At 69.5% G+C, this 26459-nt stretch carries 22 protein-coding genes; 13 read left to right on the top strand and 9 right to left on the bottom strand.

Annotated features, from left to right (window positions below):
* Positions 1-41 precede the first annotated feature (41 nt).
* The 3 genes from ftsZ to BLW41_RS01100 all read left to right on the top strand — a co-directional run bounded on the left by ftsZ (position 42) and on the right by BLW41_RS01100 (position 4240).
* Positions 42-1148, top strand: coding sequence for a cell division protein FtsZ (gene ftsZ, locus BLW41_RS01110; RefSeq protein WP_342741414.1), 1107 nt, complete (start codon positions 42-44; stop codon positions 1146-1148).
* Between the two features lie 67 nt (positions 1149-1215).
* Positions 1216-2760 (top strand): gamma-glutamyltransferase family protein, encoded by a 1545-nt coding sequence (locus BLW41_RS01105; protein ID WP_093115444.1) that lies wholly within the window; start codon positions 1216-1218, stop codon positions 2758-2760.
* 43 nt (positions 2761-2803) lie between these two features.
* On the top strand, positions 2804-4240 hold the full coding sequence (locus tag BLW41_RS01100) for a cryptochrome/photolyase family protein (protein WP_218138170.1): 1437 nt from the start codon (positions 2804-2806) through the stop codon (positions 4238-4240).
* Here the strand turns inward: BLW41_RS01100 and BLW41_RS01095 are convergent.
* Entirely contained in the window at positions 4128-5132 is a 1005-nt protein-coding gene (locus BLW41_RS01095; RefSeq protein ID WP_093117220.1) for a class I SAM-dependent methyltransferase, read from the bottom strand. The two genes, BLW41_RS01100 and BLW41_RS01095, sit on opposite strands and share 113 nt — an antisense overlap.
* A 36-nt stretch (positions 5133-5168) precedes the next feature.
* Between BLW41_RS01095 and BLW41_RS01090 the strand changes: the two genes are divergently transcribed.
* From BLW41_RS01090 to BLW41_RS01080, 3 genes are read left to right on the top strand one after another with little or no spacing between them, the layout of a single operon-like run.
* Positions 5169-5972 (top strand): class I SAM-dependent methyltransferase, encoded by an 804-nt coding sequence (locus tag BLW41_RS01090; protein WP_218138169.1) that lies wholly within the window; start codon positions 5169-5171, stop codon positions 5970-5972.
* Positions 5969-7456 (top strand): 1,4-alpha-glucan branching protein domain-containing protein, encoded by a 1488-nt coding sequence (locus BLW41_RS01085; RefSeq protein ID WP_143038508.1) that lies wholly within the window; start codon positions 5969-5971, stop codon positions 7454-7456. The genes BLW41_RS01090 and BLW41_RS01085 overlap by 4 nt, the downstream gene beginning before the upstream one ends.
* 34 nt (positions 7457-7490) lie before the next feature.
* Positions 7491-8684: a glycosyltransferase family 4 protein gene (locus tag BLW41_RS01080; protein WP_093115440.1), complete on the top strand. Its 1194-nt coding sequence runs from the start codon at positions 7491-7493 to the stop codon at positions 8682-8684.
* Between the two features lie 10 nt (positions 8685-8694).
* On the opposite strand, the gene BLW41_RS01075 is transcribed toward BLW41_RS01080, so the two are convergent.
* On the bottom strand, positions 8695-9417 hold the full coding sequence (locus tag BLW41_RS01075) for an acyltransferase (protein ID WP_218138168.1): 723 nt from the start codon (positions 9415-9417) through the stop codon (positions 8695-8697).
* Positions 9418-9426: 9 nt separating this feature from the next.
* Between BLW41_RS01075 and BLW41_RS01070 the strand changes: the two genes are divergently transcribed.
* Entirely contained in the window at positions 9427-10209 is a 783-nt protein-coding gene (locus BLW41_RS01070) for an ABC transporter ATP-binding protein (protein WP_218138167.1), read from the top strand.
* A gap of 4 nt (positions 10210-10213) precedes the next feature.
* The gene (locus BLW41_RS01065) at positions 10214-12781 is read left to right on the top strand and encodes an ABC transporter permease (RefSeq protein ID WP_143038507.1); all 2568 of its coding nucleotides are present in this window, start codon (positions 10214-10216) and stop codon (positions 12779-12781) included.
* Here BLW41_RS01065 and BLW41_RS01060 read toward each other — a convergent pair.
* On the bottom strand, positions 12772-13944 hold the full coding sequence (locus tag BLW41_RS01060) for a site-2 protease family protein (protein WP_093115437.1): 1173 nt from the start codon (positions 13942-13944) through the stop codon (positions 12772-12774). The genes BLW41_RS01065 and BLW41_RS01060 overlap by 10 nt on opposite strands.
* Positions 13945-13947: 3 nt before the next feature.
* Between BLW41_RS01060 and meaB the strand changes: the two genes are divergently transcribed.
* Positions 13948-14922 (top strand): methylmalonyl Co-A mutase-associated GTPase MeaB, encoded by a 975-nt coding sequence (meaB, locus tag BLW41_RS01055; protein ID WP_093115435.1) that lies wholly within the window; start codon positions 13948-13950, stop codon positions 14920-14922.
* A gap of 32 nt (positions 14923-14954) precedes the next feature.
* The gene (locus BLW41_RS01050; RefSeq protein WP_143038506.1) at positions 14955-16100 is read left to right on the top strand and encodes a GGDEF domain-containing protein; all 1146 of its coding nucleotides are present in this window, start codon (positions 14955-14957) and stop codon (positions 16098-16100) included.
* Here BLW41_RS01050 and BLW41_RS01045 read toward each other — a convergent pair whose 3' ends face one another.
* Positions 16101-16583, bottom strand: coding sequence for a Fur family transcriptional regulator (locus BLW41_RS01045; RefSeq protein ID WP_218138166.1), 483 nt, complete (start codon positions 16581-16583; stop codon positions 16101-16103).
* Between the two features lie 43 nt (positions 16584-16626).
* On the opposite strand from BLW41_RS01045, the gene BLW41_RS01040 reads away from it, so the two are divergent.
* Both BLW41_RS01040 and BLW41_RS01035 read left to right on the top strand, forming a co-directional pair.
* Complete coding sequence (locus tag BLW41_RS01040; protein WP_093115429.1) at positions 16627-17130, top strand: VIT1/CCC1 transporter family protein; 504 nt, start codon at positions 16627-16629, stop codon at positions 17128-17130.
* A gap of 60 nt (positions 17131-17190) precedes the next feature.
* The gene (locus BLW41_RS01035) at positions 17191-19401 is read left to right on the top strand and encodes an alkaline phosphatase family protein (RefSeq protein WP_093115427.1); all 2211 of its coding nucleotides are present in this window, start codon (positions 17191-17193) and stop codon (positions 19399-19401) included.
* Positions 19402-20741: 1340 nt separating this feature from the next.
* On the opposite strand, the gene BLW41_RS01030 is transcribed toward BLW41_RS01035, so the two are convergent.
* Positions 20742-21884 (bottom strand): acyl-CoA dehydrogenase family protein, encoded by a 1143-nt coding sequence (locus BLW41_RS01030; RefSeq protein WP_342741408.1) that lies wholly within the window; start codon positions 21882-21884, stop codon positions 20742-20744.
* Between the two features lie 157 nt (positions 21885-22041).
* Between BLW41_RS01030 and BLW41_RS01025 the strand changes: the two genes are divergently transcribed.
* Positions 22042-23148: an alpha/beta hydrolase gene (locus tag BLW41_RS01025; protein WP_143038505.1), complete on the top strand. Its 1107-nt coding sequence runs from the start codon at positions 22042-22044 to the stop codon at positions 23146-23148.
* Between the two features lie 11 nt (positions 23149-23159).
* Here BLW41_RS01025 and BLW41_RS01020 read toward each other — a convergent pair whose 3' ends face one another.
* The 4 genes from BLW41_RS01020 to BLW41_RS01005 form a co-directional block, all read right to left on the bottom strand.
* A complete protein-coding gene (locus BLW41_RS01020; protein ID WP_093115423.1) occupies positions 23160-23990 on the bottom strand; it encodes an ImmA/IrrE family metallo-endopeptidase in 831 nt (276 codons plus the stop codon).
* A gap of 83 nt (positions 23991-24073) precedes the next feature.
* The gene (locus tag BLW41_RS01015) at positions 24074-24724 is read right to left on the bottom strand and encodes a helix-turn-helix domain-containing protein (RefSeq protein WP_093115421.1); all 651 of its coding nucleotides are present in this window, start codon (positions 24722-24724) and stop codon (positions 24074-24076) included.
* On the bottom strand, positions 24717-25418 hold the full coding sequence (locus tag BLW41_RS01010; protein ID WP_177169219.1) for an RNA polymerase sigma factor: 702 nt from the start codon (positions 25416-25418) through the stop codon (positions 24717-24719). The genes BLW41_RS01015 and BLW41_RS01010 overlap by 8 nt, the downstream gene beginning before the upstream one ends.
* Positions 25419-25451: 33 nt before the next feature.
* The gene (locus tag BLW41_RS01005) at positions 25452-26450 is read right to left on the bottom strand and encodes a CorA family divalent cation transporter (RefSeq protein ID WP_143038504.1); all 999 of its coding nucleotides are present in this window, start codon (positions 26448-26450) and stop codon (positions 25452-25454) included.
* Between the last annotated feature and the right edge of the window lie 9 nt (positions 26451-26459).

The following is a 26459-nucleotide window of genomic DNA, read 5'->3' as shown; positions in this document are numbered from 1 at the left end:
AACCACAGCCACCGCTGGCCGAGGAGGCCGCGGGTGACTCCGTGGCTTCATCCGCTGGCCTCGCTGAGCGGGCGGCGGCAGAAACGCCGACGGAACCGGTTCTCAAGGTCGTGGGCGTGGGGGGCGCCGGCGTGAACGCGGTCAATCGGATGGTCGAGGCGGGCGTCGAGGGGATCGAGTTCGTGGCACTCAACACGGACCTTCAGTCGCTCGAGCATTCGCGCGCCCACCAGCGCCTGCACATCGGCAGCGAGGTCACGCGAGGACTCGGCTCGGGATCGAACCCGGAGCTCGGCCGTCTAGCGGCGATCGAGGATCAGGACCGCATCAAGGCGCTGCTGAAGGGCGCCGACATGGTCTTCATCGCCGCGGGCGCGGGCGGTGGTACCGGCACTGGTGCCGCGCCCGTCGTGGCACGCATCGCCCGTGAGGTCGGGGCTCTGACGGTCGGCATCGTCACCAAGCCTTTCCCGTTCGAGGGCTCGCGCCGGGCGCGGCAAGCGGAGGCAGGGATCGAGGAGCTCGCGGCGGCCGTCGACACGCTGATTGTTATCCCGAACGCGCGTTTGCTCGAGGTGCTCGACCGCCGCGTCTCGATGCTCGACGCCTTCCGCGTCGCGGACGACGTGCTTCGCCAGGGTGTGCAGGGGATCTCCGATCTCATCACGCTGCCCGGGCTGATCAACCTCGACTTCGCCGATGTGCGGACGATCATGTCGGACGCCGGGCAGGCGCTCCTCGGTATCGGCATGGGTACCGGCGAGCGGCGCGCGCTCGATGCGGTCGAGCACGCAATCGAGTCGCCGCTGCTCGAGACCCGGCTCGAGGGTGCTCGCTCGATCCTGTTGTCAGTGACGGGCGGCCCCGACCTATCGCTGTGGGAGGTAAACGAGGCGGCCAAAGCAGTGCGCGCTGCGGCCCATCCAGAGGCGAACATCATCTTCGGAGCGATGGTTGACGAGAAGGTCGGCGATCAGGTCTGGGTGACGGTCGTGGCGACCGGTTATGGAGAGCGCAGCGACCGGCGCGCCCGCTCGAGCGACGTTCCCGACGCCGAACCGCGGGTGCGGCGTTTGGCGAGGTCCGAGCGTCCGCTAGCCGCCGAGCTCGCCGAAGTGCGCGTGCCCGAGTTCCTGCCGCGCGGCTGAGCGGCGCGGGCGGGCACTCGCCGTCCCCGCGCAGCGCGCAGCAACGGGCGGCTACGCTCGCCGCCGAATGAAAGGAGTAGTCGCAGCCGGCCACCCGCTGACCGCCGAAGCGGGCGCGGAGGTCCTGCGCGACGGCGGCAACGCGGTCGATGCGGCAGTCGCTGCCGGCCTGATGTCGTGGGCGGCCGAGTCACCGCTCACCGGCCCGGGCGCCGGCGGCTTCATGTTCGTCCACACCGCCGCTGGCGAGGATCACCTGCTCGACTTCTTCGTAGCTGCTCCGGGCAAGGGGCTGCCGGCAGATCACGCGCGCGTCGAGCTGACGCCGCTGTGGGTGGAGTTCACCGCCGGCCAGCGACAGCGGTTCAACGTAGGTCCCGCCTCGTGCGGTGTCTACGGCACGGCGCTCGGACTGGCCGAGGCGCTGCGGCGCTTCGGCACCCGCTCGCTCGGCGAGCTCACGCCGCGGGCGGCTGAGGCGGCGCGCGCCGGCGTCGCGATCACCCCGATCCAGGGCTATCTACTCCGCATCCTCGAGCCGATTCTGCGGTCGACGCCTGAGTGCGAGCGGTGGTACGCACCCGACGGGCGCATCCTGGCGGTAGGTGAGCGCGTGCGCCTGCCGGAGCTAGCCGACTTGATCGACCGGCTCGGCAACGAGGGGCCTGGTTTCCTCTACGACGGAGACGTCGGCAAAGCGGTCTCCGAGTGGCTGCTCGAGCGGGGTGGCGCGATCACCCAGCGAGATCTCGAGACGTACGCGGTCGTCGAGCGGTCGCCGGCACGGGCGCGTTACGCCGGGCGCACCGTGCTCACCAACCCCCCGCCGTCGGCCGGCGGGATCTTGATTGCGTACGCCCTCGACCTACTCGAGCGGCTCGGTCGCCCGCGACGACTGGCGGACCTTGTGGCGGTAATGGAACGCACCAATCGCGAGCGCACGCGCGAGTTCGAGCTCGGTTTGCACAGCGAGGGCTACCTGGAACGCTTCCTGGCCAAGGAGGCGCTCGAGCGCGCCGCTCACGAGCTGTGGAGTGCCCTTGACGCGGCCGCCGACCGGTTGGGATCGACGACCCACATCTCAGTGATGGACGCCGAGGGAAACGCCGTTGCCATGACCTGCTCCAACGGTTCCTGCAGTGGGGTGGTGGTCCCCGGGACCGGTGTTCACCTCAACAACATGCTCGGCGAGGAGGACCTCAACCCGCTCGGTTTCCACCAGCACGAGCCTGGTAGGCGGGTGCCGAGCATGATGGCTCCGACCGTCGTGCTGCGCGACGGGGAGTGCGAGCTGGCGCTCGGATCGGCTGGCTCCAACCGCATTCGCTCGGCGATCCTGCAGACGATCCTCGCAGTGATCGACGAGCGCCTCGATGCGGCGCAGGCGGTGGCCCGTCCGCGCATCCATTTCGAGGGCGGGACGGTGGAAGCGGAGCCCGGGTTGCCGGAAGAGGAGCTCCTGGAGATCGAGCGGCGGGGGTGGCGGGTGGTGCGCTGGCCCGAACGCAACCTTTACTTCGGCGGTGTGCAAGCCGTGACCCGCGAACTGCCTGGCCGGCGGCTGGTGGGTGGGGGCGACCCGCGGCGCGGCGGTGCCGTCGCCTACGCCTAGCACCGTCGGCGAACCGCGCAGTCGTCCGGCGCGTAAGCCCAGCGTGGGCAGCGAACGGCAAGACGGGCTCGAGATCGTTTGGTTCCGGCGCGACCTGCGCCTCCACGACCATCCCGCGCTGACGGCGGCCGCGAGCGCGCCCCGGCTGCTATGCGTCTTCGTTTTCGACGATCGCCTGCTGCACGGTCGCCACGGCTCGCGGGTGCGCACCGGCTTTCTGCTCGAGGCTCTCGCCGAGCTGCGGTGGTCGTTGGCAGAGCGCGGCCAGAAGCTGGTTCTGCGACGCGGGCGTCCCGAGGTCGAGTTGCGCTCGCTCGCTCTCGCCACCGGTGCGACACGCGTTCACGCGACCGCCGACGTCGGGCCCTATGCCCACGCGCGGGAGGCGGCAGCGCGGGCGGCGCTCGCGGAGATCGCCGTCGAACTCCGCCTGCACCCCGGTTGCTTCGCCTGCGACGACCCTGCTGCGGTCGCCGGCACCACCATCTTCACGCCCTACTACCGCCGCTGGTTGGCCGCTCCGCGGCGCGAGCCGCTGGCAGTGCCCACCTTGCCGCCCCCGCCCCCGCCCCCGCCACCGCTCGACGCTGGCGAGCTGCCGAGCGTCGACGACCTGGCACCACCGGGCGCAGACGCGCCGGCGCGGCCCCGCGGCGGCGAGCGCGCCGGTCGTGAGCGGATGACGCGTTTCCTCGCCGGTCCGGTGCGCGAGTACGCGCGCCTGCACGACCTGCCGGCGCGCGCGGCTACCTCGCGGCTGTCGCCCTACCTGCACTTCGGGTGCGTCTCGGCGCGCGAGCTCGAGGCGCGTCTCGGCCGCAGCGAGGGCGAGCAGGCTTTTCGCCGCCAGCTTGCCTGGCGCGACTTTTACGCCGCTCTCTTGCGCCGCGACCCGCTGCTTGCGCGGCGCGAGCTGCGGGTCGAGTACCGGGCTCTGCGCTGGCAGCGCGACGAGCGCGCACTGCGCGCCTGGCGCGACGGGCTGACCGGCTACCCGTTGGTCGACGCCGCGATGCGCCAGCTGCGCCACGAGGGCTGGGTGCACAACCGTGCGCGCCTGGTGGCGGGCTCGTTTCTGACCAAGCATCTCGGCGTCGACTGGCGCGAAGGCGAGCGCTGGTACATGCGGATGCTGGTCGACGGCGACGAGGCCTCCAACAACGGCAACTGGCAGTGGATCGCTTCGGTCGGCAGCGATCCGGCGCCGCCGGCGCGCAGGATCCTCAACCCCACGCTGCAGGCCGAGCGTTTCGACCCCGACGGGGAGTACATCGCTCGCTACGTACCCGAGCTCGCGAATGTGCCGGCGCGCTACCGCCGGCAGCCGTGGCTGATGCCGGAAGCACTCCAGCGACAGTGTGGGTGCGTCATCGGCCGCGACTACCCGCCGCCGATCGTCGACCATCGCGCGGCGCGCGAGCGCGCCCTCGCGCGCTACCGCGCGGCGCGCGCTGCCGCGCCGGCTTGCGGGCGGCGATGAGCAGGTTGTAGAAGAGCGCCGGCGGCAGGTGAGGCTCTAGCAGAGCCCGGTCAAGGCGCTGCAACGCGAGATACCCGTGGTACGCCCAGAGCCGCCAAAGCCGCGGGATCCGCGCAGGATCCGCGGTTGCCTCGAGCGAGCGGTTGGTCCATCCGAACCAGTTCGCGACCAGCTCCTCGCCCCGCACGCGGACGTCCTCGAACCCTGCCTGCTCAGCGTGTCGACGAAGGTCGCGGGGCGTGAACGCGTGTACGTCGACGAGCTGCTCCAGAAACTCCTCCTCGCGGTCCGTCGCCGAGCCGTTGTGCGGGCGAGCGGGGATCCCCAGAAGCGTTCGCCAGATCGGTGCGACGCGGCTCCCGAGGCGTTTCGGGATGCTCGCGGCGCGGTCTCCCCACAGCGACGGCTCGCCACAAAAGGCGATCTCGCCGCCCGGCTTGAGCACGCGCAGGAACTGCGCGAAGGCGCCATCCAGATCGGGCAGGTGGTGGAGCACCGCATGCCCACAAACGAGGTCGAAAGTGCCGGCTCGGAACGGCAGTTCGGAAGCCTCGCAGCGGACACACTCCACCCGCTCGCCGAGCCCCAACGCCGTCGCCGTGCGCTCCAGACGCTCGAGCATCCCTTGCGAGATGTCAGTGGCGACCAGTCGGTCGATCACGCCAGCCAGCATCAAGTTGAGCGAGAAGTAGCCGGTGCCGGCGCCGATCTCGAGGGCCCGCGGGAAGCGACCGACTTCGCGACGGCCGAGCGCTCGCCGCAACTTGGCGAGCACCTGGCTCTGGCCGAGCTCGTCGAAGCTGATGCCCCACTTCGCGTCGTAATGCTCGGCGGCGAGGTCGTGGTAGCGGACGTTGGCCTGACGGACCGCTTGCGCGTGTTGCGGTTGCATGGCCGCGGAAGGGTACGGCAATACACTGCGCCGACCTTGCCGAGCGAAGTTCGACAGCCACCGAACCAAGAGCCGCGCAGCGGCGCGGAGCGCTACGTGCAGCGCGACCAGCCGCCCGGCGTGCCGCCGCTCGAGCTGACCGGGGAGCGCACGCTACCCGACGTGCCTGAGGAGAACTACTGGTTCCGTCGCCACCTCGTTGTCTACGAGTGGGTGGCCGAACGCTGTGCCGGTCTCGACGTCGTCGATATGGCCTGCGGCGAGGGTTACGGCTGCGAGGTGCTGGCGCGGCGGGCAGCGACGGTCGTCGGCGTCGACGCCAACCCGGAGGCGTTCGAGCACGCGCGCCTCAAGTACACGCGTCCGGGAGTCCGCTTCGTGCGCGAACTGGTCGAGAACTACGCGGAGCCGTGCGACGCGATCGTCTTCTTGCAGACGATCGAACACGTGCCCGACCCAGAGGGTGTGCTGCGGCACTTCCGGTCGATTCTTCGGCCCGGCGGTGTGGTCTTCGTCTCCACCCCGAACGTATTGACGCTGGCCCCACCCGGCGCCGATCGCTCGGACAATCCCTTCCACTTGCGCGAGTATCGCCCCGAGGAGTTTGAGGAGCTGTGCGCGAGCGTCTTCGACCACGTCGAGCTGTTCGGCGTCTACCACGCTCGCAAGCTGCGTCTCCACGAGCTGGCGCTGCGACTCGGATGGGACGCCGTGCATCCGCGGCTGCGTCTCACCCGAGCCTTCTACGAGCGCTTCGTGCCGGCAATCACGGCCCGCGACTTCAAGATCGCTAGCGGCCCGCTCGAGCGCGCGCTCGACCTCGTGGCCGTCCTGTGGTGAAACGAGACGCCGGCAACTCGCAGGCGCTCGGCGCCCTAGCGCTGGTGCTGCACGGCCACATGCCGTACGTCACCGGATTCGGCACCTGGCCGTTCGGCGAAGAGTGGCTATGGGAGGCGATCGCCACGGTCTACGTGCCGCTTTTCGAGACGATCGACGGGCGAGCGGTGACGCTTGGCTTGACGCCGGTTCTGTGCGACCAGCTGGAGCTTCTGGAGAGCGACGATGCGCCCGAGCGGGAGCGCCTGGTGCGCTTTCTGCGGGAGCTGCGCGTGCAGCTGATCGGCGAGGACGCCGCTGCACTTGAGCGCTCCGGCTCCCCGGAGTTGGCGAGCGCGATCGCAAGCCAGGGGCGTCCCTACGCGCGGGCACTCGAACTGCTCGCAGGTGGCTACGCGCCGCTCGCGCGGGCGCGGCGCTTGCGCGAGGTCGAGCTGATCACCTCGGCCGCTACCCATCCGGTTTTGCCGCTGGTGGCGAGCGAACGCGTGCGCAAGTTGCAGGTGGCGACCGGCGTCGCGTCCCAGCAGCGCCGCTTCGGCACTTTTAAGGGCGGCCTGTGGCTACCCGAGTGCGCCTGGGCGCCGCAACTCGAACGTGTGCTTGCGCCGATCGGTGTGCGCTACGTCTGCGTGGACCGCACACGCGAGCTTGGGATCGGTGCGCTCGAGCACCTCGAGCCGGTGAGGCTGGGCAGTGGCCTGGTGGCGGTGCCGATCGACTGGGCGACGGTCGCGCTGGTGTGGGACGAGCGCACGGGTTATCCGACCGCACCCGAATACCGCGACTACTACCGCGGCACGGAGCACCACTTCAACGCCTGGTCGAACGACGGTCGCCCCTACGATCCGACGCGGGCCGCGGCGCGCGCGGCGCGCGACGCGCAGCACTTCGTCGAGGAAGTCGCTGCGCGACTGCGCGCCTACCGCCGTGCACGCGGTCGCGACGGCCTGGTGTGCTGCGCGCTCGATGCCGAGCTGCTCGGCCACTGGTGGGCGGAGGGTCCGCTTTGGCTGCGGCACGTGCTGGACTCGGCGGCGGAGGCCGGCATCGCGCTCGTCACGTTGCGCACGGCAGCCGCGCGGGCGCGTCCGGACCCCGGCTGCCGCCTGCCGGTCGCCAGTTGGGGAACCGACAAAGACCTCTCGACGTGGGACTGCGCAGCGACCGACGAGATCGTGCACACCGCGCGCCGCGCCGAACTCGAGTTGCTGCGGGTCGCTCGGATCGTCGCACCACGCGATCCACGTGCCGAGCCGGCGCTCGCGCGCGCGACGCGCGAGCTGCTTGCGCTGCAAGCGAGCGACTGGGCGTTCATGCATTCCAAGCGCACCGCCGGCCCCTATCCGCTCGAGCGGGCTCGTGCGCACCGGCGCGAGTTCGACATCGCGTTGGCTGCTCTGGAACACTCCCGCCCTGTCGAAGCGGCGACGGTCGGGAACCTCGCGCCCGACCTCGCCCTCGAGTACCTCTTCGTGCCCTAGCGGCCGACTGAACCAGGGACGGCTAGAACGAGATATGCGTGCACTAATCCTCTCCTGGGAGTATCCGCCGCTGATCGAAGGCGGCCTCGCTCGGCACGTCCGCAAACTGGCCGAGAACCTCCTCGACCAGGGAGTCGAGGTACACGTTCTGGCCCGCGGACTCGAGGAGTCACCGCCGGAGGAGGAACTTGGGGCGCTGACGATCCATCGTGTGCGCGAACCGCGTCGCCCCCGCGACCTCGCTCAGTTCATCGCCTGGGTAGAGCACATGAACGCCGACATGTTGGCGGCCGGTGTCGAGCTCGGCGACCGCTTCGATTTCGACGTCGTACACGGGCACGACTGGCTGGTGGCGGTCGCCTGTGACCACCTCGCACGCCGCTTCCACGTGCCGCTCGTGGTGACCATCCACGCCACCGAGTACGGGCGCCATCAGGGCCACGTCGATCGCCACCCGCAGTCCTACATCCACGGGGTGGAACGCTGGATCGCGAACCGCGCTGACCGCGTGATCACTTGCTCGTCGTACATGCGCGAGCACGTCGCCGACGTGTTCGGCCTCGACGAGCGCCGAATCGCCGTGATCCCGAACGGCATCGACCCCAGCGAACTGGTGCCGGTCGCTGACCTCGACACGCTACGTGGGCAGTTCGCCCGTCCCGACGAGAAGCTGGTGTTGCTAGTCGGGCGGCTGGTCTACGAGAAGGGCTTCCAGATCGCGCTTGAGGCGCTGCCGCGGGTGATCGAGCGGGTCGGCGGCGTGCGCTTCGTGATTGCGGGATCGGGGACCGCTGAGGACGACCTGCGCCGTCAAGCGCGGGAGTTGGGTCTCGATCGCCACGGTACGTTCCTCGGCTGGATCGGCGACGACCTACTGCACTCGCTGTACCGCATCGCCGACCTCTGCGTGGTGCCGTCGATTTACGAGCCGTTCGGCCTCGTCGCGCTCGAGGCGATGGCCTCGGGCTGTCCCTGTCTCGTCGCCGATACCGGCGGCTTGCGGGAAGTGGTGCCGAGCGAGCAAGTGGGAATGCGCTTCCGCTCGCGCGATCCGCAGTCGCTCGCCGAGCTGGCGGAACGGCTACTGACAGACGCCGAGCTACGCGAGCGACTCGTGGCCGAGGCGTCGGAGCACGTGCTCACGTTCGACTGGGCCGACGTCGCCCGGCAAGTGGCTTCCGTCTACCGGGAACTCGTCGTCGACGCACCGCTCGCGCTCGGCGGCTGAGGCTGCGGCGTCAGTCGACGAAGCGCAGGCGCTCGGGCGCCGGGCGCATGCGAATCACCCGCGCTGGCACGCCGACCGCCACCGCGTTGGCCGGTACGTCGCGCGTAACCACCGCGTAGGTGCCGAGCACCGAGTTGTCGCCGACCGTCGCGCCCCGCAAAACGCAGGCGCCGTACCCCATCCACACGTTGTGGCCGACGCGCACGTCGCGCTTGTAAATCCCCTGCTCGCGAATCGGACGCTCGACCTCGGCCATGCAGTGATCGAAGTCGATCAGCATCACGCGATCGGCGATCACGCACTCACGGCCGATCGACACGTGTTGATAAGCGGAGATCGTGCACTCCTGTCCGAGCACGGTCTTCGCGCCGATGCGCACCACCCCCTCGTGACAGCGGATCTTCGAACGCCGGCCGATCCACGACCACCGGCCGAGCTCGACGCGTGCTCGTCTGCCGATCTCGAGCTCCACACCGCGCTCGACGAAGGCGATGCCGTCGGTAACCAGACGCCCGCGGTAACGCAGCTTGAGCCATAGAAGACGAGCCAACAACACCCCGTAGCGGGGGCGCAGCATGTGGTTACGGGCCATGAAGGTCAAAAGCGCTAGCGGCCCACCGCGCAGCGGCGGCGGGGGGGTGCGGACGAACGGGTAGTCTGGAGGTAGGGGTGGCGGCGGCGGCTCGAGCCCCTCACCGCGTTCTTGCTCGATCGCTTTGCCGCTCGCTTCCAAGGTGCGCTGATGTTAGGCTTCCAAGGTGCGCTGATGTTAGGTCTCGACGGTTCCAAGCCCGCCGCCACTACTGCCCCAATCGTGCGAGCGCGCGGACTCCGCCGGGTCTACGGCGAAGGCGAAGCGGCGGTTTCGGCTCTGCGCGGCGTCGACCTCGACATCGAGGCAACACGTTTCACTGCCGTGATGGGACCGTCCGGCTCCGGGAAGTCGACGCTCATGCATCTTTTGGCCGGACTCGACCGGCCGACCGCGGGTTCGATCGTCCTCGACGGTGTAACCATCACCGAGCTCGACGAAGAGGCGCTGACACGGTTACGCCGTGACCGGGTGGGCTTTCTGTTCCAGTCCTTCAACCTCCTGCCGGTGCTCACGGCGCGCGAAAACATCCTGCTGCCCCTCGAGATCGCGGGCCGTAAGCCGGATGAGCAGTGGTTTGCCACGCTGGTCTCCAGGATCGGTATCGGGGACCGCCTTGAGCACCGCCCGTCTGAGCTCTCCGGCGGCCAACAACAGCGGGTCGCGCTGGCGCGCGCCCTGATCGCTCGTCCCGCCGTGGTGTTTGCGGACGAGCCGACCGGCAACCTCGATTCGCGCTCCTCCCAGGAGGTGCTGCGGCTGCTACGGGGAGTGGTCGACGAGTTCGGTCAGACGGTGGTGATGGTCACCCACGATCCGGCGGCAGCGGTGTGGGCAGACCGGCTGGTGCTCTTACGCGACGGGCGTATCGCCTTTGACGGTCGCGCAGAGAGCCGGGAACAGGTCGCCGAGTTGCTCTCCGGCTCGGCTTGATCAGGTGCTGAGAGTCCCCCTGCGCATACCGCTGCGCAACCTGCGGGCGAGGCCCCTGCGAGCGCTCGCGACGCTCGCGGCGGTGGTCGTCGGTGTTGCGTTGGTGTCCGGGACTTACGTGCTAACGGACACCATCGATCGCTCCTTCGAGCGGCTCTTTCGGGAGTCCCAGAAGGGCGCCGACGTGGTCGTGACGGCCCGCCAACCGATCAGCTCTCCGGCAGTCGAACCGCCGACGTTGCCAGCCTCTCTGCTCGCGCGCGTGCGCGCCGTGCCGGGCGTCCGCCAGGCGGTGGGCGGAGTCGTCGGCTTCGCGAAGGTGGTCGACGACCGTGACCGCCCGCTCGGTCGCGGTTTCGCCCCGAACTTCATCGGCTCGGTGTTGCCGCGGCCGTTCGAATCGTTGCGGTACGTCCGTGGACGGGCGCCCAGCCGGTCGGGCGAGGCGGCGATCGACGAGGCGAGCGCAAGGTTTCGCTCGGTCCGTGTGGGTGAGCGCATCGGCGTGGTCGGGGAGCGCGGTATCCGTCGCTTTCGCGTGGTCGGGATCACGCGCCTTGGCGCGGGGGCCTCCCTCGGCGGAGCGGTAGCGGTAACGCTCACGCTTGCCGACGCCCGCGCCGTAACCGGCAAGCGCGGTCGTTTTGATCAGCTGCTGGTGCGGGCGGCACCCGGCGTGACCCCTGAGGAGTTGCGCACTCGCCTCGCCTCTCGACTCGGGCGGGAAGCGCGCGTCGAGACGCTCGCGGAAAGCGTCGAGCGCCAGGCGCGCGAGGTTCGATCCGGACTTTCGTTCTTGCGTATTGCGCTGCTCGTCTTTGCCGGGGTGGCGGTGGTCGTCGGGGGCTTTTTGATCTTCAACACCTTCTCGATTACGGTCGCTCAGCGCACTGCCGAGTTCGGGCTTTTGCGCACGTTGGGCGCAGCTCGCGGTCAGTTGCTCGGCTTGGTGATCGCGGAGGCGCTGGCGCTCGGGGTTCTGGGCGCTGGCTTTGGCGTCGCGCTCGGGATCGCCTCGACGCCCGCGCTCGACGAGCTGCTTGGAATGGCGGGGCTCGACCTGCCGAACAGCGGTCCGGTTGTGCGAACGCGCTCGCTGATCGTTGGGCTCGCTGTCGGCCTCGCGGTGACCCTGGTCGCGGTTCTGGTGCCGGCGATCCGCGCGACCCGCATACCGCCGCTAGCAGCGCTCCGCTTACCGGTCGCGCGCGTCTCGCGGCGCGCGCGCAGGCGGCGCCGCGGCGCCGCCGCGGCGCTGCTCGTAGCGGGTGCCTTGGGACTCACTATCGGCGCGTTGGCGCCGCTAGCCAGCGGTCGTGCGGCCCTGCTGGTGGGCGCCGGTGCCTTGGCGCTTTTGATGGGTTTGGTGCTTGCGGGACCGCTCGTGGTGGTGCCGGTCGCGCGTGTGCTCGGCGCAGGCTTCGCGCGGATCGGCGGGTTGGCTGGTCGGCTAGCGCGCGAGAACGCTCTGCGCCAGCCGGGCCGGACGGCGGTTTCGGCAACGGCCTTGATGATCGGTCTCGCGCTGGTGGTTTTCGTCGCGGTCTTCGCGGCCGGCATCAATGCTTCAGCGGGACGCGCGATTGAGACGACGCTGCCCGCCCCGCTCGAAGTGCAGTCGCAGGACGGCTTCACGGTGCTGCCGCTGAGCGTGGAGGAGACCGTGCGGCGCGTAAGGGGCGTAGGTGCCGTCGCCGGCCTCGGCTTCTCCGCGGCGCGCATTGTCGGTATCGATGGGACCCGGCAAGTCAGCGCCCTCGACACCGACACCCCCGCGTCGCTCGTGCGTCTGCGCGTGGTGCGCGGCAGCGAACGGCCGCTGGCGGCGCTTGCTCGCGGTCAGGTTTTGCTCGACGAACGCTTCGCTCGTTCGCGCGGTATCGCGCCGGGACGGACGGTGACGATCCTGACGCCGCGTGACACACGGTTCCGGGCACGCGTCGCCGCGACCGTGGAAGACGACGCGGACGTCTTCGGTGACATCGTCGTCTCGCGACGCACGCTGGCCGCACGTTTCGGCGAGCGGCGCGTCGCCTTGCTCCTCGTCGAGCCGCAGCGCGGTGTCCCTACGCCGGTGTTGCTGAGGCGCTTGCGCCGCGTGCTGGAGCGCAAGTTTCCGACCGTCCAGGCGCTCGACCAGCGCGCCGCGAAGCGCAAGATCGAGCGTCAGGTGAACCAGCTCGCGGCGCTCGTGTACGTACTGCTCGCGTTCTCGATCCTGGTTTCGGTGTTGGGGATCGTCAACGCCTTGGCGCTCTCCGTGCTCGAACGCACGCGGGAGCTTGGTCTGCTGCGCGCCGTCGGGATGAGCAGGCGTCAGCTGCGCACGATGGTGCTGCTCGAAGCGGTCCTGACGGCCCTGATCGGTGCCACCCTCGGTATCGCCCTCGGCTGCGTTGTGGCGGCGGCGATGGCCGGTCCGCTGGCGAGCGAGGGGTTCGTGCTCGCGTGGCCGGTCGCTCAGCTGCTTTTGCTGTTCGTGCTGGCAGCGCTGGCCGGGCTGTTGGCGGCGCTGGCGCCGGCCCGGCGGGCGGCGCGGGTGGCGATCCTCGAAGCGCTCGCCTACGAGTGACGGCGCGCCAACGGAGCGCCCTCGAGGAGCTCGAGCAGGCGCAACACGTCAGTGATCGACAGCAGCCCCTCGAAGCGCGAGTTCGACATCACGAGCCCGCGCCGCAGCGGCGAGGCGGCGAGCGTGCGCAGTGCCTCCTCCAGCGGGAGTGATGGGTCGAGCACCTGCGCTTGCTCGAGCGGCACCATCACCTCGGCGACGCGTTTGCGTGGCCACTGTTCGCGCGGCACACGCAGGGCGTCGCGGAACGAGACGATGCCGCGCACGACGCGGCCATCACCGGTGTCGATCACCGGGTAAGCGGTGTGACGGTGGTCGAAGAAGACCCGGTCGAGAAACTCGTCGAGGCTCAAGTCGGGGGTGACGACCACCGGGTCGCGGACCATCGCGTCAGCCACACGCATTCCGCGCAGCGCCAGCCCTAGCTCAGCGGCTTGGGCTTCGGCTTCCGCCGCACCGAGCAGGAACCAGCCGATGAAGGCCAGCCAGATGCCGCCTGCCGCACCGCCCGCGATGACCGCGAGCACACCGAGCACGATCAGGCCTTGGCCGAAGCCGCGCCCGAGCAGCGCCGCGGTGCGTGTCGCCGAACGGAAGTCGCCGCGCTTGCGCCACAAAAGCGATCGCAGCACACGGCCGCCGTCGAGCGGTAGCGCCGGCAGCATGTTGAAGGCCAAAAGCACCAGGTTCGTGTTGCCCAGCCAGTGCAGCACGCCGTCGGCGGCTGCCGGCAGCGGCAGCAACACCGCCAGACCGAGAAAGAGGACGCCGAGCACCAGCGACACCGCAGGGCCGGCCAAGGCGATGCGCAGCTCAGCCTCGGGCGATGGGAAAGGTCCTGCGAGCTTGGCCACCCCGCCGAAAATCCAGAGCGTGATGCCGTCGATCGCGACGCCCTCGCGCCGGGCCTGCAAGGCGTGGCCGTACTCGTGGGCGACAAGCGACGCGAAAAACACCAGCACCGCCACCACCGCCATCGCGAGATAGGTGCCGGTACCGAGGTTCGGGTTCGATGCAGGGAAGACGCCGCCCGCCAGGATCCAGGTGAAGAGCGCGGCGGCGACCAGCCAGCTCCAGTTGACGCCGAGCTCAATGCCGGCGATACGCCCCAGTCGGATGCTCGACTCCATACCCATCTTCCAGCCGGTACGCTGGCCATCCACCCGATGGCGGCAACCACCAAGACGATAGACCAGCTGGCGGAAGCTGTGGCGGCCGGTGACCGGCGGGCACTGGCGCGCGCGATCTCGCTGGTCGAGAACGACGATCCCCGCGGTTGGGAGTTGGTGCGGGCGCTCTACCCGCGTACGGGGCGTGCGCGCGTGGTCGGCTTCACCGGTCCGCCGGGGGCCGGCAAGTCGACGTTGATCGCGCGCCTCGTTGAGCACGCCCGCAACCAGGGTCGGACGGTCGGCGTGCTGTCAATCGACCCTTCCTCGCCGTTCACGCAAGGGGCGGTGCTGGGTGATCGCATCCGCCTGTCCGAGCACTTCCTGGACCCGGGAGTTTTCATCCGCTCGATGGCCAACCGTGGGGCCCTTGGTGGCCTCGCCGAGGCAGCCCTACAGGCAGTGCTTTTGATGGATGCCGCGGGGCGTGAGGAGATCTTCGTGGAGACGGTCGGTGTGGGGCAGGCCGAGGTTGACATCGTCGACAACGCGGACACCGTGGTGCTCGTACTGATCCCGGGCTCGGGCGATTCGATCCAGGCGCTTAAGGCCGGCGTGATGGAGATCCCCGACGTGATCTGCGTGAACAAGGCCGATCATCCACTCACCGACACGATGGTGCGGGAGATCAGGTCGGTGCTCTCGCTCGGCCCGCAGCAAGGGTGGCGAGTGCCGATCGTGCGTACCGAGGCGTCGCGGGGAGAGGGGGTAAGCGAGCTGGCCGCCAAGATCGCCGAGCACCGCGCCTACATCGAGGCGGCCGGCGAGCTTGCCGAGCGTCGGCGCCGCAACCTCCGCAACGAGGTCCTGACGATCGCAGCCGCCCGCTTGCGGCGCCGTCTCGAAGCGGCCGTCGCCGATGATCCGCGCCTGCAAGCGCTGCTCGACGAGGTCGTGGCGCGGCGTCTCGACCCAGCGAGCGCGGCCGAGCAGCTCCTTGCTGGTGCGGCCAGCGTGGCTGTCCAGGATTGAAGTTCGCCAGACGCGCGGCCGATCAACGGAACATGACCGGGAGAGAGAGCGCGGACCGCGAGTTCCGCGCCGCTGTAAGCGAGCTTTTCACGAAACGGGAGGATCCCTACGCGGGCGCCGACCTGCGCAATGCTCGCCGCATGATGGCTTTGACGTTGATCATCGGGGTGATCGTCGGGCTGCTGTTGCTGCTGCTGTCGATTCCGGCGCGGGGACTCGAAGCGCCGGTGCTCGTCCTACACCTGGCATTCCTCGCACTCTCAATAGCCGGTGCGTACTGGTTGCTGGCCGGTGAGCGGGTCGGTTTCCGTCACCTCTGGCTGCTCAACGCCGCTCTGATACCGCTGCTCGCGCTGCTCGTCTGGCAGTCTGGGGGTACGCACTCGGCCTTCAACCAGGCGTACCTGCTGGCGTTGATCCCGGCTGCCGGCATTCATCCAGCGCGACGCGCGCTGCCACTGCTCGGGCTCATCGGCTTGGCGATTTTCAGCCCCCTGATCTACGAGCCCTACAGCTACGACCGGTTGTTGCTGTTGCTGAGCCACGCGCTCCCTTGGTACGCCCTCAGCACCGCCTTCCTGATCCTGATGAGTTACGTCCGCCACCAGCGGATCGTCTCCGGGGAGAACGAGGCTCAGGCGCGGCGGCTGGCGCGCATCGACGAGCTCACCGGGCTCGGCAACCGCCGGGCCTTTGAGGAAGCACTGGAACTCGAGCTGGCGAGGCTCGAGCGAGCCGGGTCGACGCTGTCGCTGTTGCTGCTCGACGTCGACCGCTTCAAGGAGATAAATGACACGTGGGGTCATCCCGCTGGCGACGAGTGCCTGCGGCAAGTCGCAGTAGCGCTGGCCGAGGCGGCCCGCGCGACGGACGCTTGCTACCGCTGGGGCGGCGACGAGTTCGCGGTGATCTTGCGCGAGACCGACGCCGCTGGCGCGCAGCGTCTACGTGATCGGGTGCGCGCGATCGTTGCCGCTTCCTGTCAGGCGCCCGATGGGCGACCGATCCGTGTCTCCTGCGGGATCGCGCAGGCGGTCGATAGTGATCGCCAGAAGTTGATCGAACGTGCCGACGTCGACCTCTTCCGCGACAAGACCGAGCCCATGCGCGCCGAAGAGCGCGATGGTCCGCGCGACGGCGCTACTACCGACTGCGGGCACGGCGCCCGCGGCGGCTAGTCAGCGCGGCGCTTGGACGCAGCGCGCGCAACGCCCCTCCACCACGACCTCGGCGGCCTCGGGGTGGTGACCGGCTGCCCGTGCAGCAGCGAGCGCAGGCGCCGGGTCGACAATCTCCGCCGGCGCCTGTGCCGGTAGGTCGAAGACCGCGCCGCAGGAGCTGCAGACGAAGTGCGCGTGGCGGTCGACGCGCGGATCGAAGAGCAGCGGCCCGCGCCCCGCGCGCACCTTGCGCACCCGCCCCAGCTCAGCGAGTAGTTCAAGCGTCGCGTAGACGGTCGGGGCGGTCGCGTGCGGCAGACGGTCGGCGACGGCTCGCCTGACTTCCTCGGCGGTCGCGTGCCGACCGATCCGGCGCAACGCCTCCTCAATCAGCAGGCGCTGTGGTGTGACGCGCAACCCGCGGCTGCGTAGCGCTGCTGCCAGGGGCTGGGTGGCAGAAGACTGCCGAGGGTCGTGGGTGCTCCGCGACACGCTCTTCATCTTAGGGCAATCTAATTTTAAATCAGTTGCTATAAGTATCGACATGCGAACGGGGCAGGCGCTACATGCCCGGCTCGGGATCGACGAGCGCAGCTTCGTGCTGCGCTACGTGCAGCCCGCAATGGTCGGGCTGATCGACGGCACGGTGTCGACCCTCGCGCCGATCTTCGCCAGCGCTTACCTCGCCGGCTCGCGCGAGGCGCTGCTCGTGGGTTTGGCGACCGCCCTCGGCGCGGGGATCAGCATGGGGTTGTCGGAGGGACTGTCTGATCCCGGGACCGTCACCGGGCGCGGTCGAGGCCGGGTGCGTGGCACCGTCACCGGCGTCGCCACGTTCATCGGTGGTTCCCTGCACGCGCTGCCGTTCTTGATCCCCAACGTGCAGCACGCGCTGGCGGTCGCCTACGTGGTGGTCTCCATCGAGCTGGTCACGATCGCGCTGATCCGCAAGCGCTTCATGCGCGTGCCGCTCGGGGTCTCGTTGTTGCAGGTCACGTTGGGCGGCGCGCTGGTGGCCGGCGTGGGCATCGCCCTGGGACACGCGTGACAGAGCGCGGCGCGGCGCCCGGCGACGCCCATAGTTAGGGACACCTAATACGATGCCGGCGTGCTCGCCGGCCATTTCGAGATCTGGGCCGCCCGCGTTTGGAACGTGTTCAACGAGGGGCGCCCGTTTTCGATCGTCTATCCAGCGCTCGCCTTGCTGGCGGCGCTACCCCTCGGGATCGCTCCCAGCGGATCGTTCGCAGCTGCGTTCGCCGGCACGCTCGCGAGCTCCTTGCTGCTCGCGCGCTTCCAGTTCCCGCTGCGCGGGCGGCTTGCGCTGTGGGCGGTCGCGCTGCCGGCGCTCGTGCTGCTGGATCCGAGGCGCGAATGGGGGCTGCTGGTTGCTGCGGTCGCCGGCTATGCGCTGTTCACGCTGGGGCTCTGGGGAACCCTCTACTACCGCTTGCGCACAGGCGCGCCGTGGACCAACGGCTTGCGCTTCTGGCGCCTCGTGCTGACCAACTCCGACCCGACCAGCGGCAACGCCGCCGAGCAGGTTCCGAAGTTCTTGCTCGCGCTCGCGGTGGCCGGCAGCGTCGCGGAAGCACGCCACCTCGTCGGCCTCGTACCGCCACTGGTCGCTCTCGCTGGTGTTGCGCTGGTCGGTGCCTGGTGGGAGCGACGCTTCCGCGCTCGGCAGCTGCCGAGTTATCCACCGATCACCGCGGCCCCGCAGCCGCGCTCTGCACTTGCCCGTCGGGTGTACGTGATCGTGATCGACGGCTGCAACCGCGAGCGCCTGTACCAGGCCGAGGTTCCGACGATCGACCGTCTATTCCGCGAGGGCAGCGAGTATCTCGAGGTCGAGCCCGCGTACCCGGCACGCACCGTCGTCTGCTTCTCCTCGATGCTGACCGGGGCACCGCCCGAGGAGCACGGCATGCGCTCGAATTTCGCTCCGCGACTCGGTGTGCGCGGTGAGTCGATCTTCGACGTGCTCGCCCGCGCGGGGATGCGGGGCCGGTTGGTCGGCATCGCTCACCTCCTCGATCCGTTCCCGGGCGGTCCGGTCCGGGCCGTCACTTCGGTTCAGCCAACCGCCCAAATCGATCGCTCACTGGTGGCCGAGGCGGTGCGGGTGGTACGCGAGGAGGATCCCGAACTGCTGGTTCTGCAACTGCTCGCCACTGACCAGATCGGCCACGTCCGCGGCGTGCGCAACCGCGAGTACCTGGAGCAGCTGCGAGCTACCGATGCCCGCGTCCGCGAGTTCCTGGCGTTGCTCGAGGAACACGGGAAGCTCGAGGACGCGACGGTGATCCTGATGGCCGATCACGGGCAGGGACGGGGCATCGGTGGGCACGGACACCTCGACTGGGGCGAGCGGCCCGTGCCGTTCGCGATCTGGGGTCGGGGGGCGCTGCCGGGTGCCGTTGTCAAGGGGCGCCGATCGATCCTCGAGCTAGCGGCGACGGTCGCTGCCCTGCTTGGTGTGGAGCCGCCACGCGCGGCGCGCGGCCGGCCGCTCGTACCGGAGCTCGAACCGACAGAAGTGGTCGTGCAACCACGGGTGCGGCGAGGGCTGGTGGTGATCCCCGCGCGCAACGAGGAGCAGAACGTGGGGGCGGTGATCGACGGCGTGCCGCGCGTCGCCTGCGGCGTCGAGCTGGAGGTGCTGGTGGTTGACGACGGTTCGCGCGATGCCACCGCGGCGATCGCCCGTGCCCGTGGTGCGCGCGTGCTCAGCCATCGCCCAGGTCGTGGTCTCGGTGCTGCCCTGCGCTCCGGTCTCCAGGCAGCGCGTGACGGCGACTACGACGTCTGCGTGTACCTCGACGGCGACGGGGAGTACGACCCTCGCGAGATCCCGCGCCTGCTCGAACCGATCGTTCGCGGGCGCGCCGACTACGTGGTGGGTAGCCGCTTTCTCGGCAAGCGCAGCGGTATGAGCTGGCACCGGGCGCTTGCCAACCGACTCGGAAGCGCGCTACTCGGAATGTTGCTCGGGGGTCGCGTGGTCACCGACGGGCAAAGTGGTTTCCGAGCTTTCTCGCGCCGGGCGCTCGCGGCCGCGCGAATCCGTCACGACTACAACTACGCGCAGGTGCTGACGATCGCGCTGTGGGGAGCGGGCATCGAGCCGCTCGAGGTGCCGATCGCTTGGCGACGCCGGACGGCGGGGCGTTCGTTCGTGCGCTATCCGGAGTACCTGGCGCGCGTGTTGCCGGCGGTTTGGCGCGAGTGGCGCAGTTCGCTGAAGACCAGGAGGGCGAGCAACGCGCCCCAAAAGCCGGCGCCCAGTAGGTACGGCCAGAGGGTGCCGGTTCCGTAGAGCGGCAAGAGCTCGACGAGCGGCCCGAACGGCGCCTGCGCCGGTTTGGCGACCACCAACCCGCCGCCCTCCCGCCCGGCTAGCCAGACCGCCACGGTCGCGACCATCCCGGCGACCGCGAGGAGCAGCGCGAGCCGCGGGAGACGCCGGGTGCCCCAAGCGACCAAAGGTGTCGCGAGCGGCAGCGCAGCGAGCAGGTGGCGCGGCGGAAACCAGAACCCGAACATCGTCGGCGCCAAAAGCGCCGCGACCACCAGCTGAGCTGCAGCGACGAGGGCGCAGGCACGCGCGCAGCGCTCCGCCCGTGACTGCTCCGGGAGCGCCCGCGCCAGTCCGGATCGCACCGACGCCCGCAAGAGAAACAAGCCGACGAACGACAGCGCGAAGATCGGCGCCCACCGCAACAGCCCGTATTCCCGGTCCAAGAAGAGCGCCGCAAAGCGGTATACGCGATCGAGGTAGTCGTGGGGAAAGGCCGCGTCGGTCGCGCTCTCGCCAGCGAGGTCCGCGGCGTACGGGGTCGCTCCGCCGTAGAGCGCCCGGTTGACTTCCACAAAGGCGACTCCCGACACCACCAGCAAGTTCACACAGGCAGCGGCCAGGCCGGGGCGGCGGCCTCGCATGAGCGTCCGCCACAAAAGCCCGGCGACGGCCACGCCGGGCAGCGCGAACTTCGTTCCGAGCCAGGGCAGTAGCGCCAGGCAGAAGGCCGCGGCGAGCGCGTCCGCGGCCCGCGGTCGTTCGTCGGCCAGGCGCAGCGTGAGCAGCATCGGGAGCCCCAGCAAGAGCGCCGCTGGCAGCTCCGGATAAACCGCCGTCCCGTAGGCCACCAGGGGCGGCGAGAGCCCGACCGCCAGGGTCGCGCCGAACGCCCAAGGATCCGGCACCACCCGCCGCGCTAAGAAGTAGGCGACGAGTATCGCCGCGGTCGCCAAGAGCGCGAGCCAAACCTCGACCAGCTTGGCACCGCCCAGCGCGTAAGCGGGCGCGATCAGCACGGGCATGCCAACCCCGTGCGGCTCGAGCAGGGCGCCATCTCGACGCGGCGCTCCGTGACGGTCGAGCGGGTAGGGGTAGAAGGTGCGGTAGGCGCGGTCCCGGTATTCGTCGGAGACGTCGAGGTCGCCGTCGTTGACCAGCGAGTGTGCGGCAAGCAGGTAGTGCGGCTCATCGCCCGCGTATTCGGCGGCGCCGAAGGCGCGCAGGCCGAGCGTCGACAGGTAGGTCGCCAGCAGGATCGCGGCGAGCAGGGCGACCCGGCGGCGGCGGGCACGCCCGGCGATGCGAGCGAGACCCCCGCTCGGAAGAGGCGCGCGCACTGGCGGCCTAATTGTCACCGACTAACAGCCGAGCTGGCGGGCGATCACGAGCTGCTGGACCTCGTCGGTGCCCTCGCCGATCGTCAAGATCTTGGCGTCCCGGTAGAAGCGGCAAACCGGGTACTCCTCGATGTACCCGTAGCCGCCGTGGATCTGGACCGCCTCCTCACAGGCACGCACGGCCAGCCGACCGCTTTTCAGCTTTGCTTGGGCCGCGCAGAGGGTGAATGGTTTGCCCTGGTCTTTGAGCACCGCGGCCTTGTAGGTCAAGAGGCGCGCCGCCTCGATCTCCGCTGAAAGGTCGGCAAGCTTCATCTGAATCGCCTGGAACTTGGAGATCGGTTTGCCGAACGCTTGGCGCTGGCGTGCGTAGGCCAGCGCCTCGTCGAAAGCGCCTTGTGCGAGCCCGACCGCCATCGCCGAGACAGAGATCCGGCCGCCGTCGAGTGCCGCGAGAAACTGCTTGAAGCCAGCGCCGCGTGGTCCCAGCAGGTGGTCGGCGGGCACGCGCGCCCCGTCGAAGCTGAGCGGGCGCGTATCGGAGGCGTTCCACCCCATCTTCCGGTAGGGCGGGCCGATCTCGTAGCCCGGGGTGCCGTTCGGCACGATGATGTTCGAGATTTCGTCTGGGCCGGTGCGCGCAGTAATGGTGACCAGCGCGGTGATGTCGGTGCCCGCGTTGGTGATGAACTGTTTGCTGCCGTCGATTACCCACTCGCCGTTCTCGAGTCGGGCGGTGGTGCGCGTGTTGCCGGCGTCGGAGCCCGCCTCGGGCTCGGTCAGACCGAAGGCCGCGAGTCGGCGACCCGAACAGAGATCGGGCAGCCAACGCTCCTTCTGCTCGCGGCTGCCGTAGGCGTAGATCGGGTAGGTGCCGAGGCTGGTGTGGGCCGCGACAGTGATCGCGAGCGACGCATCGACGCGCGCCAGCTCCTCGATCACGAGCGCATAGCTGAGCGTGTCGGCCCCGCCGCCACCCCACTCCTCGGGGTAGGGGATGCCCATCAGCCCGAGCTCCGAGAGCTTGGCGACGAGCTCGTAAGGGAAGCGTTTCTGCTCGTCGAGCAAGGGTGCGACGGGTCGCACCTCCTGCTCGGCGAACTCGCGCGCGAGCTTGCGTATCTGCCCCTGCTCGTCCGTGAGCTCGAACTGCACCGCTGGCATCGTAACCCGCTGACGCTCTCGGCAGCGTCCTGTCGTCGAGCGGCCGACCTGTCGCGCATGCAATCAGCGGTCATCGCGCGGCAAGCCGAGGGGTAGCTGCGTGAGGCAGCCGCGGTCGCGGCGCCTCCTGCCCAAGAGATGCGTTTAGCTATTGGGCGTGCGACGCACGGAGCTAATGGCAAGAGCGGCCAAGCCAGCGGTTCGGGTCTTGGCCCGGCTGCCCCGTCCGCTTTTGCGCCGTCTGGTAGGGCCACCCCCGCCACAGGCGCCCGACCTGGAACCCGAGGCGTGGGCGCTCGCCCGCTTCTCCGAGCGCAGTCCACTGCCGCCGATCGAGTCGTTGCCGGTCGCGGTCGCTCGACGCCTGTTCGCAGCACAGGTAGCCAGCGTTTCGCGGCCGCTCGGACTACCTGTGGCGACCCTTGAGCGGGAGGTACAGGGGGCGGAAGGCCTGCTGCCTGCACGCCTCTACATACCGCGCAGCGCACCTGCTCGAGGGCCGCTCCTCGTCTACTTCCACGGCGGTGGTTTCGTGCTCGGCTCGATCGAGACGCACGACCGCCCGCTGCGACTGCTCGCCCATGCGAGCGGGGTGAAGATCCTTTCGGTCGATTACCGCCTCGCACCGGAGCACCCCTTTCCAGCCCCGCTGGAGGACGCCGTCGCTGCGTTCGAGCACGTCGCGGAAAACGCGTCGGAGTTTGGCGCGAGTGCCGAACTTGTCGCCGTCGGTGGTGACTCTGCTGGCGGCACGCTGGCGGCCGCTGTCTGCCAGGAGCTACGCCGCCGCGGTGGACGCTTGCCGTGCTTTCAGCTCCTGATCTACCCAGCGACCGACCTCGCTGAGGCGCTTCCTTCGCGGCGCACGTTCGCCCGCGGTTTCATCCTGACCCAGCAGGAGATGGACTGGTTCGCCGACCAGTACGTGCCGGACGTGGAGTCACGCCGGAGCCCACGCGTGTCGCCGTTGCGCGAGCCGGATCTAAGAGGGTTGCCGCGCGCCCACGTGGCGACGGCCGTCGCCGATCCGCTGCGTGACGAGGGGGAGGAGTACGCCCGACGCTTGCGCGCCGCCGGAGTGCCCGTCTCGACCTACCGCCACCCGCATCTACACGGGTTCCTGAACATGACGGCGCTGCCAGCCGCCCGCACCGCTGTCTGGCAGCTGGGCGGCGCACTCGCGCACGGCGTAGCTTTTGCCGAGGGCTCGCTCGAGGGCAAGGATGCGCCGGAGGGCGAAGGTGCGGTGGCGGGCGCACCCTAACGGTTCAAGGGTTACTGCTCGGCGCTCAGTCCAAGGACGGTGAGGCGTCGTTCGAGCGCTTTCGCCGAGACCTCGAACAGCTTGCAGAGTTCTGCAAAGCGGTCTTCGGGCTCGGCGGTCCGCAGCCGCTCGTAGTGATGGATCACCAACTCGGCGGGCATCACCAGCGCCGCGGCGAAGGCGTTGGCCTCGCGCTCGCGCTGCGCGGAGGCGGCCTCGATGCTGGCGTCAACGGTTTCTGTGCGGCAGAAGATGGGAGCGAAGGTTTCGCGATGAAGCTGCCAGTGGCCGAGCTCGTGACCAATGGTGAAGCGCTTGCGCGCGGGCCATTCGCGCGCCTCGGCCGCGTTCACCCAGATCTCGCCGAGCTCGGGAAGCAGCAGTCCCGATAGGGGTGCTCGCGCCAGCTCGGGCGGCAGACCGGGTGCCGCCGCCATCTCTTCGACTTCGCGTACCCGCAGGCAGAGCACCGAGTCGGCAATGTCGGCGACCGGCACGGGCAGTCGCGTGCCGTCCCAGACAAAACCGGGAACTGCTCGCAACAGTTCCTGCGCGGCGTTCTCGGCGCGCGATAGCGCGGCCGCAGAGCGCCCGTCGTCGGTGATCTCCGGGTCGCGACGCTGATCGTCCGGTTCTGCCCCAGCGTTAGCGATCATCGCCCACCAGATGGCGGAAAGCGCCGGCGGCGTGAGCGCGCCCTGGCAACGTGGCTGGGCCCGCAGCTGCGCATCGAGGCGCGCACAGAGATCCTCGTCGTGCGCGAACAGCGGTACCAGTCGCCGCAGCAGCGTGTCGTCGCCCGCGAACGGTCCGAGGCGCAGAAACAGCTCGGCGAGATCCACGGTCGCTCCTTCGCGGTCGTCGGCATCGTTTGCTCATGACGTCGCGCCGTGACCCGGACTGCTGACGCCGCGCTCCGCGTTCATCACTGTGGCGGCGGTCCGCCGAGGAACAGGCGGTCGATCTCGTCCCATTCGTCCCACGAATTAGCGCTCGGGCTTCGTGACTCCTCCGAGGGTTCGCTCGGCTGCTCGGCGGTGCGAGCGAAGACCGACGACGTTCGAGGCTCCGGACCAAGCGCGGGCAGCGCGCGACCGGCCTGCCGCAGCTCCTCGAGGGTTGTCCCGAGCACTTTTGCCAGTGCTTCGAGCACCGTGTCGGAAACCCCCGCCGCTGGCAGCGACCCCTGCTCCATGCGGTGGTAGTAGTCGGCGATCTTCGCTTCACGACTGCTCGCCCCAAGGCGCGCGGCGAGCTCGGCGACCACCTCGCGACGCAGCTTGCGCGCCCGCTCCCGTAATGCGGGCAAAAGCAGTGGCCAAAGCCCCGATCGCCCGGCGACGGCGCGCCACGCGCGTTCGGTGATGCGATCGCGCAGCGACTCTGCCACGAGCTCGGGTGCGAGCCGCGGCGCCTCGCGGAGGTAGGCGTCGATGAACCCCAGCAGCGCCCGCTGCTCGACCTCCGTGAGCCCTTCGGTGTAGGCAAAAGGGTCCGGGTCCTCCCCCGCCGCGAACGCCTGCGCGAACGCGGCGAGGCGCTCGAACAGCGTCATCTCGTGGTCGCCCTCAGGCACTGCTGGATTCCTCGACTGGTAGTTCGTCCGGTTCCTTGAATCTCGCGAGCACCCGCCGCTGGAAGCGCGACAAAATTTGGTAGGCGTTGTCCAACGAGAGGTCCGTGAGGCGTGCGGCCTCCGCGGTCGAGAACCCTCGGAAGAGGATCATTGAGACGAGCTGACGGTGGCGATCGCTGAGTCGTCCCAGTTCCTCCTGCAGGGCGTCCCGACAGTGCAGCAAGTCCGCGAGGTCGGCGTCGGTACGTGGTCCCGCCGGCCCCGCCGCGTCATCGAGCGAAAGATCGGCAGCGAGGCGATCTTGGCCACGGCCGCGGAAGAGGTCGGCGATGCGCCGCTCGAGGATTGTGTGTAGCCAAGCCCGGAACGCCTGGGCGGTCTGGCCTCGCAAGGAGAAGGACAAAGCGGCGGCGAGGGTCTCTTGGATTACGTCATCGATCTGCCCTTCGAAACGGGTGTTTCGCAGCCTCAAGAGTGCCCGCTTCTGCAGGTGCGGGATGTAGCCGGCGAACAGGGTGTCAGCGGCCCGCCGCGCTGTCTCCTCGTCGCCCGCTGCGCGAGCCTCGCGAATTAGAACCAGCAGTTCGGCGTCGTCCAGGCGCGTTAGCTCGCTCAGGGTGGGGGGACGCTTGGTGACGGCGCTGGACTGGTCGTCCCCGTTGCCCCCTCGATCTGACGCCCGCCAGCCGGCCACGGGCGCGATTCTCGCGCACCGCCGCTGCGCGTGCTAGTCGCGTTCCAGGCGTACGACGGCGACCAGTGTCAGCGCCAGCGCGAGCAGTGGCAGGACCAGGCCGAGCGTGACGAAGGCGAGGGGCGAGCGGATGTGATCGACCATCCAGCCGAAATTCATGCCGAAGAAACCGGTGATGAAGGTGAGCGGCAGGAAGATCACTGCGACCAGGGTGAGCCGCTCGGTCACCTCGTTGAGGCGGTTGGCGGTGTTGCCCGCGATCAGCTCCGCGATCGAGGCGAGCAGCTCGAGCACGTCGTTGGCCTCAGCGGCCGCCGCCTCGGCCTCCGCGCGGGCCTCGCGCAGTCGAGCGAGCGCCGGTGTGCTCTCACCGGCGAGCTCGAAACGTCCGCTGAGGCGTTCCGCCACCGTCCCCTGTTGGCGCGCCAGCCTGCGGATCGCCAGCGCTTGGCGGCGCAACGGCGGGATTTCCCTTGCAGCTGCACGCCAAGCGGACTTGTGCGCGCTGCCGGCGAGACGCTCGAGCTCCGCGAGATGCTCGTCGAAGGGATCAAGGAGTTGGTCGAGGGTGCCGGCGGTGCGCGCGACAATCGACGCGACCAGCTGGTGTGCCGTCGCCGGTAGCGCTGTCCGCAGCTCCTCGAGCTCCTGAAGCGGCCGCTCGCGCCAGCTCACTACGACCTCGGCCGAGGCCACGAGCAAAACGGCCAGCGCCCGGCCTGCACGATCAGCCGCGGCCAGCGAGCAGAGAATCGCGCCGTTGGTGGTGACGAGGTCCGGTTTCGGCAACGGCGGTGGTTCGCCGTCCGCGCGCTCCACGGCGGCCGGTCCACTCTGCGCTTCGATCGCTAATAACCGAGCTCGCTCGGCGAACTCGTCGCGCAGTTCGGCCGGTAGGAGCTGCGGCAACCCATCCGCACGGAGCTCCTGCGCCGGGCACTCGAGGTCGATCCAGATCGGCTCGTTGGCCGCTTCTGTCTGCCGAGACGCGGCGGCGCCGATCGCCTCCTCAAGCGAGGTTAAGAGCCGCACGCGGTGAAG

The organism is Thermoleophilum album (assembly GCF_900108055.1).
GTDB lineage: Bacteria > Actinomycetota > Thermoleophilia > Solirubrobacterales > Thermoleophilaceae > Thermoleophilum > Thermoleophilum album.
Note: the sequence above shows the minus strand (reverse complement) of the source record. Positions and strands in the feature narration are given on the sequence as shown.